The sequence below is a fragment of the Kribbella sp. NPDC055071 genome (assembly GCF_053608045.1).
Genome location: NZ_JBSGUS010000010.1, coordinates 62989 through 78323, shown reverse-complemented (window position 1 = coordinate 78323; position 15335 = coordinate 62989). Strand labels below are relative to the sequence as shown.

19 protein-coding genes and 1 riboswitch are annotated in these 15335 nt (G+C 67.6%); of the genes, 12 read left to right on the top strand and 7 right to left on the bottom strand.

The genetic code is table 11. The annotated features are described in order from the left end of the window. Nucleotides 1–23: 23 nt before the first annotated feature. Complete coding sequence (locus ACWF4Z_RS18225) at nt 24–578, top strand: hypothetical protein (protein ID WP_452244232.1); 555 nt, start codon at nt 24–26, stop codon at nt 576–578. Between the two features lie 38 nt (nt 579–616). Here ACWF4Z_RS18225 and ACWF4Z_RS18220 read toward each other — a convergent pair whose 3' ends face one another. Further along, nucleotides 617–1306: a CHAP domain-containing protein gene (locus tag ACWF4Z_RS18220; protein WP_452244231.1), complete on the bottom strand. Its 690-nt coding sequence runs from the start codon at nt 1304–1306 to the stop codon at nt 617–619. Nucleotides 1307–1436: 130 nt separating this feature from the next. On the opposite strand from ACWF4Z_RS18220, the gene ACWF4Z_RS18215 reads away from it, so the two are divergent. Beyond that, complete coding sequence (locus ACWF4Z_RS18215; RefSeq protein WP_452244230.1) at nt 1437–2096, top strand: NBR1-Ig-like domain-containing protein; 660 nt, start codon at nt 1437–1439, stop codon at nt 2094–2096. Between the two features lie 74 nt (nt 2097–2170). On the opposite strand, the gene ACWF4Z_RS18210 is transcribed toward ACWF4Z_RS18215, so the two are convergent. Continuing rightward, nucleotides 2171–3091, bottom strand: coding sequence for a type IV toxin-antitoxin system AbiEi family antitoxin domain-containing protein (locus tag ACWF4Z_RS18210; RefSeq protein WP_452244229.1), 921 nt, complete (start codon nt 3089–3091; stop codon nt 2171–2173). Nucleotides 3092–3235: 144 nt separating this feature from the next. Continuing rightward, the gene (locus ACWF4Z_RS18205; RefSeq protein ID WP_452244228.1) at nt 3236–3742 is read right to left on the bottom strand and encodes a GbsR/MarR family transcriptional regulator; all 507 of its coding nucleotides are present in this window, start codon (nt 3740–3742) and stop codon (nt 3236–3238) included. A gap of 97 nt (nt 3743–3839) precedes the next feature. On the opposite strand from ACWF4Z_RS18205, the gene ACWF4Z_RS18200 reads away from it, so the two are divergent. The 8 genes from ACWF4Z_RS18200 to ACWF4Z_RS18165 all read left to right on the top strand — a co-directional run bounded on the left by ACWF4Z_RS18200 (nt 3840) and on the right by ACWF4Z_RS18165 (nt 11049). Continuing rightward, on the top strand, nt 3840–4757 hold the full coding sequence (locus ACWF4Z_RS18200; RefSeq protein ID WP_452244227.1) for an ABC transporter ATP-binding protein: 918 nt from the start codon (nt 3840–3842) through the stop codon (nt 4755–4757). Further along, nucleotides 4754–6352 (top strand): ABC transporter permease, encoded by a 1599-nt coding sequence (locus tag ACWF4Z_RS18195; RefSeq protein WP_452244226.1) that lies wholly within the window; start codon nt 4754–4756, stop codon nt 6350–6352. Before ACWF4Z_RS18200 ends, ACWF4Z_RS18195 begins: the two co-directional genes overlap by 4 nt. Nucleotides 6353–6454: 102 nt before the next feature. Beyond that, on the top strand, nt 6455–6832 hold the full coding sequence (locus ACWF4Z_RS18190; protein WP_452244225.1) for a pyridoxamine 5'-phosphate oxidase family protein: 378 nt from the start codon (nt 6455–6457) through the stop codon (nt 6830–6832). Beyond that, on the top strand, nt 6822–8042 hold the full coding sequence (gene cbiE / locus ACWF4Z_RS18185) for a precorrin-6y C5,15-methyltransferase (decarboxylating) subunit CbiE (RefSeq protein WP_452244224.1): 1221 nt from the start codon (nt 6822–6824) through the stop codon (nt 8040–8042). Before ACWF4Z_RS18190 ends, cbiE begins: the two co-directional genes overlap by 11 nt. Next, a complete protein-coding gene (cobM, locus tag ACWF4Z_RS18180) occupies nt 8039–8779 on the top strand; it encodes a precorrin-4 C(11)-methyltransferase (RefSeq protein ID WP_452244223.1) in 741 nt (246 codons plus the stop codon). Before cbiE ends, cobM begins: the two co-directional genes overlap by 4 nt. Next, entirely contained in the window at nt 8776–9537 is a 762-nt protein-coding gene (locus ACWF4Z_RS18175) for a cobalt-precorrin-6A reductase (protein ID WP_452244222.1), read from the top strand. The genes cobM and ACWF4Z_RS18175 overlap by 4 nt, the downstream gene beginning before the upstream one ends. Before the next feature lie 9 nt (nt 9538–9546). After that, complete coding sequence (rpe, locus tag ACWF4Z_RS18170; protein WP_452244221.1) at nt 9547–10212, top strand: ribulose-phosphate 3-epimerase; 666 nt, start codon at nt 9547–9549, stop codon at nt 10210–10212. Nucleotides 10213–10296: 84 nt separating this feature from the next. Then, the gene (locus ACWF4Z_RS18165; protein WP_452244407.1) at nt 10297–11049 is read left to right on the top strand and encodes an HAD-IIA family hydrolase; all 753 of its coding nucleotides are present in this window, start codon (nt 10297–10299) and stop codon (nt 11047–11049) included. On the opposite strand, the gene ACWF4Z_RS18160 is transcribed toward ACWF4Z_RS18165, so the two are convergent. The 4 genes from ACWF4Z_RS18160 to ACWF4Z_RS18145 all read right to left on the bottom strand — a co-directional run bounded on the left by ACWF4Z_RS18160 (nt 11046) and on the right by ACWF4Z_RS18145 (nt 14238). Further along, complete coding sequence (locus ACWF4Z_RS18160; protein WP_452244220.1) at nt 11046–11780, bottom strand: polysaccharide deacetylase family protein; 735 nt, start codon at nt 11778–11780, stop codon at nt 11046–11048. The two genes, ACWF4Z_RS18165 and ACWF4Z_RS18160, sit on opposite strands and share 4 nt — an antisense overlap. A 124-nt stretch (nt 11781–11904) precedes the next feature. Continuing rightward, nucleotides 11905–12645 carry an amino acid ABC transporter ATP-binding protein gene (locus ACWF4Z_RS18155; RefSeq protein ID WP_452244219.1) on the bottom strand — a complete coding sequence of 247 codons (741 nt, stop codon included), beginning with the start codon at nt 12643–12645 and terminating at the stop codon, nt 11905–11907. Further along, complete coding sequence (locus ACWF4Z_RS18150) at nt 12629–13384, bottom strand: amino acid ABC transporter permease (RefSeq protein ID WP_452244218.1); 756 nt, start codon at nt 13382–13384, stop codon at nt 12629–12631. Before ACWF4Z_RS18150 ends, ACWF4Z_RS18155 begins: the two co-directional genes overlap by 17 nt. 2 nt (nt 13385–13386) lie before the next feature. Continuing rightward, the gene (locus ACWF4Z_RS18145; RefSeq protein ID WP_452244217.1) at nt 13387–14238 is read right to left on the bottom strand and encodes a substrate-binding periplasmic protein; all 852 of its coding nucleotides are present in this window, start codon (nt 14236–14238) and stop codon (nt 13387–13389) included. Nucleotides 14239–14449: 211 nt separating this feature from the next. On the opposite strand from ACWF4Z_RS18145, the gene ACWF4Z_RS18140 reads away from it, so the two are divergent. Continuing rightward, nucleotides 14450–14755: a hypothetical protein gene (locus ACWF4Z_RS18140; RefSeq protein ID WP_452244216.1), complete on the top strand. Its 306-nt coding sequence runs from the start codon at nt 14450–14452 to the stop codon at nt 14753–14755. Between the two features lie 30 nt (nt 14756–14785). After that, a complete protein-coding gene (locus ACWF4Z_RS18135; RefSeq protein ID WP_452244215.1) occupies nt 14786–15109 on the top strand; it encodes a type II toxin-antitoxin system PemK/MazF family toxin in 324 nt (107 codons plus the stop codon). Between the two features lie 94 nt (nt 15110–15203). Then, nucleotides 15204–15335: riboswitch (FMN riboswitch) on the top strand.

Sequence of the window (15335 nt, the reverse complement as noted above, 5' to 3'; positions counted from 1 at the left end):
TACGCCGCGTATAACTTTGGGCCATGAGGCAAACCTCCACCGTCCCGTGGGTCGGCCTGCTGCTCGGGATGACGGCCGTCGTGCTGTCAGATCCGCTGATCAAGGCGAACTGGCAATTGGTTCCGATCGCGGTGCTCGTCGCCGGGCTCGGTGCTTATGCGATCTCCTCGGCGTTGAACTGGATCCCCCGTGCTTCACCGAGCGCGACTGGCTGGCTGACGGTCGCCGTGCTGGCGGTGGCGATCTTCGCCAGCCAGCTAGCGATGGCCTCGACGCGTGCGTCCGAGCTCCAGGCGACGGTGATGGTGTTCGGGCCCTACGTCCTGCTCCGCCTCGTCACCGGATCGCTGGATCTCGTCACGTCGGCGCCGCCGGCGTCCAGCCCGCCGCTGCTGGCCGGGATCATCGGGGGAGTGGTGTTCGCCGCCGCGGTTCCCTTGATCGCGCACGCGCATCCGGGTCTGCCGATCTGGACGTGTCTTGGCATCGGCGCGGGACTGGGGTTCGTGGAGGGGATCGTGTCCGGTGCATTTCTGCTGCGTCTGGTCCCGACAGAGGTTGAGCACCCGGACGCGTGAGGGGCGGACGCGCGTCCGGGTGCTCAGGGTGGGTTGGCTCAGAAATTCGGGTAGGCCCAGCCGAGGTAGCTGTTGAAGTACGGGAGCTTGGCCAGGCCGATCTTGCCGTTGACGCTGGTCGCCCAGAAGTAGCCGTCGCCCCGGGCCACGCCGACGTGTCCGTTCGGCGCCGCGAGGTCCCAGAACACCAGGGCACCCTTCGGCGGGTTCAGGTCGCCGCGGTGGGCGACACCTCGGGCGACCGCATCGTTCCAATCGATCTTCGCGGACCCCCAGACGAGGTCGGCGCCGTACGAGTTCTCGGCCGCCTTCTCGCAGAGACCTTGGTACGCCGTCGACCCGTTGCGCGCGGCGTACCACGCGATGGCGTTGTCGGCGCGGGGGTTGCTGGCGCAGAGCGGCGCGACCAGCCCGGAGCTGCCGGTGTTGACGTAGGCGTCGGAGATGAAGCCCTTACCCGGGACGTGGTCCCAGACCAGGCTGCGGCCGAACTTGCCGGTGACCGGTTGCCCGTAGATCTGGCAGTCGATCTCGACCGGACCGTTCGGCTGGGTGCCGACCGAGCCGAAGCTGGTCGCATTGCCGGACCGGATGATGACCCCGGTCCCGCTGTCGGTGACGACCGTTCCGGTGGCGGCGTTGGCGGGCAATGTGGCGAGGGCTGCGGCGCCGGTGAGCAGTGCAATGGCGGAAACGCGGGCGGTGATGCGTAAGAGGGCGGTACGCATGGTGTTTGTCCTTTTCGCTCAACCAGTGGCGAAGTGGCACTGACTTACAGAGAATCAGAGGGTTACGGTGTTGTCGCAGTGGGCAACGACCAGCCGGGAGTGCACCGTGAGGCCAGCGCAGGCTCGCTTTGTGATCGGCTCCCGCATGCGCGAGCTCCGGGAGGCGGCCGGCGTGCCGCTCAGTCGCGCGGCCGCCGAGTCCGGCTGGGACAAGGGCCATCTGTCCCGGGTCGAGCGCGGGCACACCAAGCCGAGCCGCGAGCTGATCGAGTGGTACGACGCCTCGTTCGGCGCCGGAGAGGCCTTGGTCAACCAGATGATGGAGCTGGACGCCGCCGTACGGGCTGGTCGGGACATGTCCCAGCGGGATCTCCGGCGACACGTGCAGCCCGTCCTGCTCGGTGGATCCGTGCCGATCGACCACCACCCCGAGGACCGCGCCGAGCTGGTCGGCGAGACCGTCCCGGACGGCACCCGAGTCTGCCGGGACCAGTCCTTCGAGAAGACCTGGGAGATCCGGAACAGCGGCGTACGGCCCTGGCATGACCGCTGGCTCACGCGTCAGGGATCCGCAGGCGCCCCCGGCTGGCTACGATCTCCCACCCGAGAACACCTACCGGACGCCGAACCAGGCGACATCGTCACCGTCTCGATGACCCTGCAGTCCCCACCCCAGGTAGGTGCCTCGACCGCCTACTTCAAAATCACCGACGAAGCAGGCCGGCTCTACTACCCAGGCCTGGAGTCCCCACCCATCTACTGCACCATCTTCACCGTCTACGAGCTCTAGGGGTGACACAGGATGTGGTGGGTTGGAACAGGTTATTCCGTGTTCCAACCCACCACATCCTGTGTTCACCTCGGTCAGAGCGCCGCCCGGATCCGTGCGGCGGTGGCCTCCGGCCGATCGAGATCGGCCCAACCCGTCCGGACAACTCCGTACCCGCGTGCACGTAGGCGGTCCTCGCGCCATTTCTCCGCCAGTACGGCGGACTGGGCCTCGCCGTACTTCTGCACACCGTCGAATTCGACGATCAACCGGTCGCACAGCAGGAAGTCCACCCGGCCGATGAGCCGGCCGTCATCATCACGTATCTCGGCTTGCAGGGTTGGCGGCGGCAGGTGTTGGTTCGCCATCAGGACGCGCAGTCTCGACTCACCGACAGACTCGCTCAGCCGGTCGGCGAACCGGGCCGCGGCCCGCGCCGCGGACGAACCCGACCGGTAGAGCTGCCGATCTGCTGCGCCGACGAGTTCGTCGGGAGTAGTCAGTCGCAGATGCAACGCGGCATCTCCGAGCACCACCCCCAGCTCGTACGACGAGGTGCAGGCCGACTCCGCGATCGCACGGGCAGCGTCGACGACGCGCAGGCCGTCGATCTCGGTGACCTCGTCGAGTTCGATCCGGGATCGGTGCACCACCGCGACGTCGTCCGATCGAGGTCGGCCCCCGGTGCGGGTGACGTGGACCTTGGTGAGATCCAGTCCCCAGGACGGAAGCCCGTACAGCACGGCCGCGGACTGATGGCTGACCACGACATCGGGACCCAGGCGTGCCATGACTGCTCGAGTCATCAGCCGGTGAAGCCGGGCGCTTCGCGTCCACGGGGGTTCGTCTTCGGGCCAGGCTGCCGGCTCGACGTACACGTCCCGGGTCAGACGTCGCCACTGGCCGGCAGACAGCCGCCGCCGGAGCTCGCTCTGGCTGTAGCCGGCCTCCATCGCATCCGCACGGGTGAACCATCCACCCCTGGCACCGGTCCGCACGCTCAACTTCGGGTTCATACACTCAACATGCCGCTGAGTCGCACTCCGGCCCGGCGCTAATCCGGGGCTGGGGATATCTGTGGGTGGCTGACACACCAACTGGATGGGTGACACAGGAAATAACCTGTGTCAGCCCTCCATTTCCTGTGTCAGTCTTCGCGTCTACGAGCTGTAGCCGCCGGCTTCCAGCTCGGCGTCGAGCTCGGCTTTGCGTTTGATCCAGCGTTCGCTGAGGCCCTTGACCTCGCCGCTGATGAAGTCGACGAAGGCCAGGGTGATGCGGACCCGGCGATGGGCGGGGGTGCCGTCGCCGGACGCGTCGAGGACCTTGTGGAGTGACTCGGACCAGCGGAGCAGGGATGCGTCCTCGGTCATCATGGTCTGGTACCAGGCGTCGTCCTGGACGACGTAGACGTCGCGGCGGGTGCCGGGCTCGCGCTCGCGGGTGGCGAGGCGCAGATTCAGGAGGTAGTTGACCGCGCCGGAGACGGCCGCCGGACTCGCCTGCAGCTGGTCGGACAGCTCGGCCGACGTCATCCGCCCGTGTTCGCTGGACAGGATCGCGGCGAACACCCGTCCGGCCATCCGTGGCCAGCCTGTGTCGGCCAGCAGGTTTCCGAACTGTTCGGTGTACCGCTTCACGGCGTCGTCATCTCGCTGTGCACTCACCGCCCCATCATCCCCTCTCGGTGATCCGAAAACCTGACCCATGAACAAAGTGTTAGGAAGATTCACAATCTTCTGAACGCAGTGTACGTTATGAAACATGACTTCAGCCATCGTGGTCTCCGGACTACACAAGTCGTACGGAAGCACGCACGCTCTCGACGGTCTCGACCTGGAGGTCGCGACCGGCGAGGTGCACGGATTCCTGGGGCCGAACGGCGCTGGGAAGTCCACCACCATCCGGGTCCTGCTGGGTCTGCTGCGCGGTGACGCGGGCGACGTCTCGCTGCTCGGCGGCGACCCGTGGCACGACGCGGCGAATCTACACCGACGGCTCGCCTACGTCCCCGGCGACGTCAACCTGTGGCCGAACCTGACCGGCGGCGAGGTGATCGACCTGCTCGGCCGGCTCCGCGGCGGCCTGGACGAGAAGAAGCGCGACGACCTGCTCCGGCGCTTCGACCTCGATCCGACCAAGAAGGGCCGGACGTACTCGAAGGGCAACCGGCAGAAGGTTGCCCTGGTCGCGGCGCTGGCTTCCGACGTGGAGTTGCTGATCCTGGACGAGCCGACGTCCGGTCTGGATCCGCTGATGGAAGAGGTGTTCCGCCAGGTCATCGAGGAGGATCGGCAACGCGACCGGACCGTGCTGCTGTCGAGCCACATCCTGTCCGAGGTCGAGGCGCTGTGCGACCGGATCAGCATCATCCGCCGCGGCAAGGTGGTCGAGACCGGCACGCTGTCCGACCTACGCCATCTCACCCGTACGTCGATCCACGCCGAGCTGACCGCATCCCCGAACGGTCTTGCGCAGCTCCCCGGCATCCACTCCCTCGAGATCGAGGGCAACCGGATCAGGTGCGAGGTGGACACCGCCCAGCTCGATGCGGTGATGCGGCAACTGTCCGCGAGTGGGATCAAGAGTCTGGTGGCGCAACCGCCGACGCTGGAAGAGCTGTTCTTGCGGCACTACGAAGATGACGCAGCGACCGATGAGCCTGTGGCGGCCGGACGATGAACGACTTCGTCGGTACCGGGACCCTGGTGCGGCTCGCGCTGCGCCGGGACCGGCTTCTGATTCCGGTGTGGATCCTCGTCTTCGTGATTGCGGCGGCGGGCTCGGCCAAGGCGTCGATCGATCTCTACTCCGATCCCAAGGCGCTGGCGGAGGCCGCGCGGACGTCGAATGCCTCGCCTGCCCTCGTATCCCTGTACGGCCGCATCTTCGACGAGACCTCGCTCGGGGAGGTCTCGCTGTTCAAGTTCACCGCGTTCGGCGCACTGCTGGTCGGACTGCTAGCTGCGTTCCTCGTGGTCCGGCACACCCGGACTGAGGAGGAGACCGGTCGTCTGGAGTTGCTGAGCGCCGGTGTGCTCGGCCGGTACGCCGCTGTGACCGCTGCACTGATCGTGTCGGGTGCAACCGTCGTACTGCTCGGCCTGTTGACCGCACTGGCTCTGATCGGGAGCGATCTGCCGGCCAGAGGGTCGTTCGCGTTCGGACTGATGTGGGCTGGGGCCGGTCTGGCCTTTGCGGGTGTCGGTGCGGTGGCAGCGCAGATCACCGAGAGCGCACGGACGGCGAACGGCATCAGTGCGGTCGTTCTGGGTGTCGCGTACGTACTGCGGGCAGTCGGCGACTCGTCGTCGGACGGCAGCTCTCAGTGGGTCTCATGGTTGTCACCGATCGGTTGGTCGCAACAGGTCCGCGCGTACGCCGGTAACCGGTTCGTCGTCCTCCTCGTTCCGCTGGTGTTCTTGGCACTGATGGTTGTCGCGGCGCTCGCGTTGATCCGGCGACGTGACGTCGGTGCGGGTCTGGTGCGGCCACGTCCGGGACCGGCCAGGGCGTCCGCGTCACTACGGTCACCGTTGGCGCTGGCCTGGCGACTGCACCGAGGCTCCTTGTATGGCTGGGGTTTCGCCTTCCTCCTGCTCGGGCTGCTGGTTGGGAACATCGCCAGCAACGTGGATGGGTTCCTGAGCAGCGACAGCGCTCGCGAAATGATTCAGAAGCTCGGTGGGGTCGAGGGGATCACGGATGCGTTCCTTGCGACCGAGATGGGCGTGATTGGCCTGCTCGCGACGGCGTTCGGGATCCAGGCGGCGCTCCGGCTGCGCTCGGAGGAGACAGCGCTCCGGGCCGAGCCTCTGCTCGCCACAGGTGTTACCCGGAGTCAGTGGTTGGCCAGTCACGTGGTGATGGCGCTCTTGGGTACCGGTGTGCTGGTTCTTATTGCTGGACTGGGTTCTGGGGTCTCCAGTGGTGCATCACTGGGCAACATGGGCCGCCAGATCCCCCGGATGCTGGCCGCTGCCGCCGTACAGCTCCCTGCGATCTGGCTGGTCACTGCACTGGTCGTCGTCCTCTTCGGCTTCGCTCCCAGGCTGGTCACCGGCGGATGGGCCTTGTACGGCGCGTTCCTGCTCGTCGGCCAGTTCGGCGCGGTCTTCAACCTCCCGCAGTGGCTCATCAACCTCAGCCCCTACGGTCACACCCCGCGGTTGCCAGGCGCCGACTTCTCGGCCGGCCCAGTCATCTGGCTGACGGCGATAGCTGCCGCCCTGACCCTGGCCGGATTCGCAACCTTCCGTCGGCGTGACATCGGCTGATCCCAAGAGCTCTTAACAGAGGGGCGCTGATCTGAGGGGTTCGGCGTCCAGGCCCGCCCGGCACCATGCCGGGCGGGCCGTCTTGTCTACGATCACTGGGTGGTGAGTGAGCGGCTGGCGGGATTCTGGGATGAGCGGCATCTGTGTGTGCTGAGCACGGTCCGGGCGGATGGGACCGTGCACGCGACACCGGTGGGCGCGACGCTGGACATCGAGGCGGGGATCGTCCGGGTGATCTGCTCGGGGACGTCGTACAAGGCGCGCACGATCCGGCGGCTCGGTACGGCGGCGGTCGCGGTAACTCAGGTGGACGGGCGGCGGTGGAGCACGCTCGAAGGGCGTGCCGTCGTGAGTGACGACCCGGCGCGAGTCGAGGAGGCGGTCAGGCGCTACGCCAAGCGATACCGCGAACCACGGCCTAACCCACAACGCGTCGTCATCGAAATCACCATCACCAGGGCCCTCGGCAATGCCGGCTGAGCGCGGGGTGACGGTCGTTGGGGTTGGGGCCGATGGGTGGGATGGGCTCTCGCCTGCTGCTCGTGGTGCGGTCGAGGCGGCGGAAGTCGTCTTGGGGAGCACCCGGCAACTAGCTCTCCTCCCAGGTGGTCCGCTCCCCGGGTCCGAGGTGGTTCGGGTTGCTTGGCCTTCGCCGTTGTCCGAAGCGTTGCCCGGGTTGTTGGCGGAGTACTCGGGGCAGCGGATCTGTGTGCTGGCGAGCGGGGACCCGACGTTCCACGGGATCGGCACCACGCTGACCCGGATGTTGGGGGCGGACGCCGTACGCGTCATCCCGCATCCGTCGAGCGTGTCGATGGCTTGTGCGCGGCTGGGATGGCGGCAGGACGAGGTGCAGGTGGTGAGCCTGGTCGGGCACCCGGTGGAACGAGTTCACCCGCACGTCCAGCCCGGAAGGCAGTTACTCATCCTCAGCTGGGGCGCACACACACCTGCCGAGGTCGCGGCGCTCCTCACCGCGCGCGGGTACGGCTCGAGCGCTCTGACGGTCCTCGAACAGCTCGGCGGTCCTGCCGAGCGTGTTCGGACCACACCGGCCTCGGAGTGGTCGTACGACGTCGACGCGCTCAACGTGATCGCCGTATCGTGCCAGCCCGACCCAGACGCGGTTCTGTTGCCCACCACGCCCGGTCTGCCGGATGAGGCGTACGAGAACGACGGACAGCTGACCAAGCGCGAGGTACGAGCGGTCACGCTGTCCCGGCTCGCGCCAGTGCCCGGTCAGCTGCTGTGGGACATCGGCGGCGGCGCAGGCAGCATCGCGATCGAGTGGTCCCGCCACCACCCGACCTGCCGAGCGATCGCGATCGAACGGGACCCAGATCGCGCCAAGCGCCTCGAACGGAACGCAGCCCAGCTCGGCGCCTCGGTGGACGTCGTACTCGGCGGAGCACCCTCCGCACTGCACGGACTGGTCGAGCCGGATGCGATCTTCATCGGCGGGGGAGCCACTGCGGCCGGCATGTTCGAGACCTGCTGGAACGCGCTCCGGCCCGGCGGCCGCCTGGTGGTCAACGGCGTCACGCTGGAGACCGAGGCGCTCATCGCTCAGTGGTACGGCGTCCACGGTGGAGACCTGATCCGGTTGGACGTCCAGCGTGCGTCGGCGATCGGGACGATGACCGGCTGGCGGCCCGCAATGCCCGTGACGATCTGGAGCGTCACCAAGTGACCGTGCACTTCATCGGGGCCGGCCCGGGTGCCGCGGATCTGATCACCGTCCGGGGCCGGGACCTCATCGCGGCCGCACCCGTGTGTCTGTACGCCGGTGCGCTCGTCCCGCTCGAACTCCTCGACCACTGCCCGCCGGGCGCCCGCAAGGTCGACACCGCCGAGCTCAACCTCGACCAGATCATCGCCGAACTCTCCGCCGCCCACACCAACGGTCTCGACGTCGCCCGCCTGCACTCCGGCGACCCGTCCGTCTTCAGCGCCATGGCCGAGCAGATGCGCCGCCTCGACGCTCTCGACATCCCGTACGACGTAACCCCCGGTGTACCGGCCTACGCAGCAGCCGCCGCCAGCCTGAACCGAGAGCTGACCGTGCCCGAGGTCGGTCAGACGGTCATCCTCACCCGCATCAGCGGCCGGGCCAGCGCGATGCCGGCGGGTGAGGACCTCGCGACCCTCGGTGCGAGCCGGGCGACCCTCGTACTCCATCTCGCCGTCCAGCAGCTCGACCGCGTGGTCGCCGAGCTCACTCCGGCGTACGGCGACGACTGTCCGGTCGCCGTCGTCGCCCGAGCCTCCCGCGAGGACGAGCTGATCATCCGCGGAACCCTGGCCGACATCGCCGACCAGGTCCGCGTCGCCGGCATCCGTCGTACCGCCGTCATCATCGTCGGAAAGGTGCTCTCGGCAACGACCTTCCGTGACAGTCACCTCTACTCGACCACCCGGGCCCGATGAAGGTTCTGCTCCTAGGTGGTACCGGGGAAGCGCGCGAGCTTGCGGAGCTTCTGGTCGCGTCGGGCCACGATCTGGTGTCCTCACTGGCGGGACGCACCACCGACGCGCGGCTGCCGGTCGGCGAGGTTCGGGTGGGAGGGTTCGGCGGGGCTGACGGATTGTCTGATTGGCTTCGGTTGCATCGGGTTGATGCGGTGATCGACGCGACGCACCCGTTCGCCGCCACGATGACCGATCACGCGGTCGCGGCTGCGCGGGAGGTCGGCGTACCGCTGCTCATCCTCCGACGCCCCGGCTGGGCCGCCGGACCGGGCGACGACTGGCACTGGGTCGACTCCGCGGAGGCTGCCGCCGAACTCCTGCCTACATTGGGCTCTCGAGCCCTCCTCACCATCGGGCGACAAGGTCTGGACACCTTCGCCGGCACCGGCGTCTGGACCCTCGCCCGCTGTGTCGACCCACCCGAACCCCGCCCGACCTGGTGCACGCTGCTCCTGGCGCGAGGCCCGTACGACGTCGCCGGCGAGCTGGACCTGATGCGTCACCACGCGATCGACGTCCTGGTCACCAAAGACAGCGGCGGCCCGGCCACCTCCGCCAAGCTCACCGCCGCCCGCGAGCTGTACCGACCGGTCGTTCTCATCCGCCGCCCGCCACTCCCCGCCGGCCCATCCGTCGCCGAGTCCCCCGACGAAGCATTCACCTGGCTGACTTCCGCAGGCTCACCACCTGATCGTGACGCGCGACGGCATCGGTAGATTGACGGTATGGGCATACAGATCGCGCCGAGCATGCTGTCCGCCGACTTCTCGCGGCTGGCGGAGGAGGCGGCCGCCGTGTCGAACGCCGACTGGCTGCACATCGACGTGATGGACAACCACTTCGTCCCGAACCTCACGCTCGGCATGCCCGTGGTCGAATCGCTGGCGAAGGCGACCGACACCCCGCTCGACTGTCACCTGATGATCGAGGATCCGGACCGTTGGGCGCCCGGGTACGTCGAGGCCGGCGCGTCCAGCGTCACGTTCCACGTCGAGGCCTGCAAGGCACCGATCCGGACCGCCCGCGAGATCCGCGCGAAGGGCGCCCGGGCCGCGATGGCGCTCAAGCCCGCGACACCGATCGAGCCGTACGAGGACATGCTGTCCGAGCTCGACATGATCCTGATCATGACCGTCGAGCCCGGGTTCGGCGGACAGAAGTTCCTCGACGTCTGCGTCCCGAAGATCCGCCGCACTCGCGAGCTCCTGGACAAGCACGGCCTCGAGCTCTGGATCGAGATCGACGGCGGCGTCTCGGCCGACACCATCGAGCGCTGCGCCGACGCGGGCGCCGACGTCTTCGTGGCCGGCTCGGCCGTCTACGCCGCCGACGACCCGAACGCGATGGTCGACCAGCTACGCGATCTCGCCGAGCAGGCGACCGCTCACTAGCGCGGCCCTCACCTGATCGGGCGGCCGGGCGCCTACGATGGCACGGTGAGCGAGCACAAGCCGGTGGAGAGCTGGCTGACCGACATGGACGGCGTGCTGGTGCACGAAGAGCGCGCGATCCCCGGGGCCAGCGACTTCATCGCGTCCTTGCAGGCGTCGGGGAAGAAGTTCCTCGTCCTCACCAACAACTCGATCTTCACGCCGCGGGACCTGCGGGCGCGGCTGCTTGCCGCGGGCATCGACATTCCCGAGGACGCGATCTGGACCAGTGCGCTGGCCACGGCGCAGTTCCTCGACGACCAGCGTCCGGGTGGTACGGCGTACGTGATCGGCGAGGCGGGTCTGACCACCGCGCTGCACGAGATCGGGTACGTGCTGACCGAGCGCGCGCCGGACTACGTCGTCCTCGGTGAGACCCGCACGTACTCGTTCGAGGCGATCACGAAGGCGATCCGCCTGATCACGGACGGCGCGCGGTTCCTCGCGACGAACCCGGACCCGACCGGCCCGTCCCAGGAGGGGCCGCTGCCCGCGACGGGTTCGGTGGCCGCGCTGATCACCCGCGCGACGGGCGTCGCGCCGTACTTCGTCGGCAAGCCGAACCCGCTGATGATGCGCAGCGCGCTGAACCGGATCGAGGCCCACTCCGAGACGACCGTGATGATCGGCGACCGGATGGACACCGACATCATCAGCGGGCTCGAAGCCGGCCTGCGCAGCGTGCTCGTCCTGTCGGGCTCCACCGGCGAGCACGAGGTCGACCGCTTCCCCTACCGCCCGACCCGCATCGTCGAGTCGATCGCCGACGTCGTACCGCTCGTCGCCTCGATGTCCTAGCAGCTCAGGGTGCGGAAGCCATACCCCTGTGCCTTCAAGGCTTTCAGGATCGTCGGCAGCGCAGCGACGGTCTGACTGCGGTTCCCGCCGCCGTCATGCATCAGAATGACCGACCCGCTATGTACTCCGGTCATCACGCGCTTCACGATCGCCGCCGTCCCCGGTTTGGTCCAGTCACGCGAGTCGATCGTCCACACCACCAGGTCCTTACCCAGCGCCCTGGCCCGCTGACGGACGGTCGCATTCACCCCGCCGTACGGCGGACGCAGGCAGGTCGGCGTACTCCCGATCGCAGACCGGATCGCCTGATCCGTCGACGAGACCTCCTGCCGGAATACGGCCGCGGAGAGCTTGCGGAGGTCGGAATGCGTCCAGGTGTGGTTCTCCACGCTGTGACCGGCCGCGTGGATGCGTTTGCTCAGCTCCGGATGCTTCTGGACGTTCTTGCCGATCTCGAAGAACGTGGCCTTGGCGCCGTACTTGGCGAGGATGTCGAGGACCTTCGGCGTGTACGCCGGATCCGGGCCGTCGTCGAACGTCAGCACGACGTACTTGGCCGGAAGCGGAGTCTGGGTGGGCGTCGCGGCCGCAGTGGGCGCGGGGCTCGGCGGAGTCGGTTGGCCGGGCGTGCGAGCGGCCGCGACCACGACAGTGCCGATCACGGCGCTGACCACCATCATTATGGCCAGTCCGATGATCCTGTTGCCGGAGCGCGTCAAGCGAACATCCATACGTCCCCCAGGGCGGTGGGTGGCCTCACTACCTCACGCCCCCACCCTCAGCGCCTGGCCCGCAAAAGCCGGCCCCCCACGCCGCTTCCGGGTCAACTACTACGGATACCGGACGTCACCCGTCTCAGAGGACCTGGGACAGGAACTGGCGCAGTCGCGGCGATTCCGCCGCCGTGAAGACCTGCTCCGGTACGCCGGACTCCACCACGACGCCCTGATCCATGAACGCGACCTGATCCGCGACCTCGCGTGCGAACCCCATCTCGTGCGTGACCACGACCATCGTCATGCCCGACTGCGCGAGCTCCGCCATCAACCCGAGCACACCCTTCACGAGCTCGGGGTCGAGCGCCGACGTCGCCTCGTCGAACAGCATCACCTCGGGCTTCATCGCGAGCGCCCGCGCGATCGCGACGCGCTGCTGCTGTCCACCGGACAGGGTGCCCGGCCGCGCGTCCGCCTTCTGGCCGAGGCCGACAAGCTCCAACTGGGCCAGCGCCTGGGTCCGCGCTTCGTCGGCGTCGAGCTTTTTCAGCTTGCGCAGCGGAAGCGTGATGTTCTCGACGACGGACTTGTGCGGGAAGAGATTGAAGTGCTGGAACACCATCCCGATCCGTCGCCGCAGCACGTCCGGATTCCCCGACAGCACCGACTCACCGGCCAACCGGACGTCACCGGCGTCGGGCTCGATCAGACGGTTGATTGCCCGCAGCAACGTCGACTTCCCGGACCCCGACGGCCCGATGACGCAGGCCGTCCGCCCGGCCGGTACGGCGAGATCCACGCCGCGCAGGACCTTGTTCGCGCCGAACGCGACTTCCACTCCGCTGATCTCGAGGCTGGCGGCGTCAACGATGGTCGGCATACACCGGCTCCTCCAGTACGACGTCCTCGCGGGCCGGACGGCCCTCACGCAGACGCTTGTCGATGTAGTTCACCAGGTGGGTCAGCGGGACCGTGATCACCAGGTAGAAGACGCCCGCGAGCAGCAGCGGCGACAGGTTGCCGTTGGTCGCGGCCGCGTCCTGCCCGATCCGGAACAGTTCACGCTGACTGGCGAGCAGGCCGAGGAAGTAGACCAGGCTCGACTCCTTCACCAGCGCGATGAACTGATTCACCAGCGCCGGCAGCACCCGTCGTACCCCCTGCGGGATGACGACCAGCCGCATGCCGTCCGGATAGCTGAACCCGAGCGCTCGGGCCGCTTCCAGTTGCCCCTTCTCGACACTCTGGATGCCCGAACGGAAGATCTCGCCGATGTAGGCGGCCGCGATCAGCGAGAGCGCGAGGATGCCGAGCGGGTACGGATTCGGGCCCCACCAGTGCCGGGTGATCGGGGACAGGCCCTGGCCGATCAGCAGGATCGTCAGGATGGCGGGGAGGCCGCGGAAGATGTCGGTGTAGACCTTCGCCGGCCACCGCAGCCATCGTTTTGAGGACAGGGCGAGGACCGCCACGATCATGCCGAGCACAGTGCCCAGCACGACCGAGGCGGCCGCCAGAATCAGGGTGTTGACCAGTCCCACCTTGAGCATCTCCGGCAGGACGTCCTTCATCGACCCCCAGTCGAGGAAGGTGTCGTTCAGCGTGGACCAGACGTCCATGCTCAGGCCTTGGGGGCGGTGAACTTCACAGACCCGCTGCCAGGCTTGAAGTTCGCCGGTACGGCGCGACCCGGGTAGTACTGCTCGACCAGCTTGGTCCAGGTGCCGTCGGCAATCACCTCGTCCAGCGCCTTGTTCACCGCGTCCCGCAGCTTGTCGTTGCTCTTGGCCACCGCGAACGCCATCGGTGCGTCGCTCAGCTCCTTGGCAGCCAGGATCACCGTGCCGCCGCCCTGCTCCTTGGCCATCTTCTCGCCGATCTCAGCGGGGGAGACCCAGGCGTCCGCCGTACCGGCCTTGAGCTGGCCGAGGGCGGCGTTGTAGTTCGGCACGCGGACCGGGTTGAGGTTCTTGCCGGTGGCGTAGTCGTCCTGGACCGTGCCCTGGACCACGACGACGCGCTTGCCCTCGAGTTGGTCGAACGACGTGATGCCGGAGTCCTTGGTCGTGTTCAGCCCGAGGTAGCCGAAGTCGTACCCATTGCTGAAGGCAACCGTCTTCTTGCGCGCCTCGGTGACCGTGATCGAGGAGCTGCCGAGGTCGTACTGCCCGCCGTTCACCTGCGACAACAGCGCCGAGAAGTCGGTGCCGACGAATTCCGGCTTGAGGTTCAGCTTCGCCGCGACCGCGGTGATCAGGTCGTTGTCGAACCCGGTGAACTTGCCGTCCTTCACGTACACGTTCGGCGGCGCGTCGGTGAGCGTCCCGATCCGCAACGTCCCGGCCTTGATCAGGCCAAGATCCGGACCGTCCGCCGCCGAATCCTGATCGCTGCCACAGGCAACCATCGACACCGCCAGCGTGACCGCCGCCGCAACCCCAACCACTCGCCGCAAGGCGCTGAACCCGCGCACAACACTCTCCTCATCGTCACTACTCGACCCGCAGGGCACTCGCCCTGCCCCGCAAGCCAACCTCCCCACCGGCCGCCTCATTCCCCACAGCCACCTCCTGAGACCGCGGTCAATGTCCACCTGACCTGTGCTATATCCACGCAGTTGCTGCACTATGTGCAGCAACTGCTGCAGCTTGATCTGACTCGCCAGATGCTGCAGAATGAACCGCATGGATGCTGTTGATCGAGTGCGGGCAACGAGGAAGTCCTTGCCGCTGTCAGATCGCGATCTGCGCGACCTCGCCGTGCTGCGTGGGTCCGGAGCGCATCGAGCGGCGCTGTCCCGACTTGCCCAGGTCCGGGTGACCGAGTCCACCAGCGAGGCGATGGTCCTGCAGGCGGTGGTTGAGGCCGGCCTCAAAGCGGTCGCCGATCTGGTGGAAGCTGACGGGTATGCCCGCATCGCCGCCGAGGTCACGTCGGAGGATCGCCGGGCGGTCGCGCGACGCCGTCGTCCGTCCTGGGCCGACGAGTGATGGGTGCCGACGAGTGATGGGTGCCTACGAGTGACCTGGCCTGTGCAGCGCGGTCAGATCGTGCGCGCCGACATCGGCCTCGACGAGCCGAAGTTGTTCGTTGTCGTCTCCAACAATCGGCGCAACCAGAGCCTCCAGCAGGTGCTCGCGGTCCGGCTGACAACGACGAGCAAACCGACAATCCCCAGCATCGTCGAGCTGGTTCATCCGGAGGATTTCGTCGGTCGCGCGGTGTGTGACGACATCGTCGAGCTCTATCAGGACGAGATCGGCGCGGTGATCGGCGGGCTGTCTCCGGCCGCGATGCGTGGAATCAACTCCGGCCTCGCCGCGGCCCTCGGTCTGGCGGACTGACCGCTCGGCCGGCACTCCGCTGATCCACGATGTGACCTAGCTCGCGGCGGGGGTTGCAAGGGAGGGCATACTTGAGACACGAGTGGAACCCACTCGCGTGCTCCGGGGTCGGTGTAATTCCGAGCCGGCGGTGACAGTCCGCGACCCGGCCGCTGCGGTTTGGCGGTCGGTTGACCTGGTGGAATTCCAGGACCGACGGTGAAAGTCCGGATGGGAGGCGCACGCG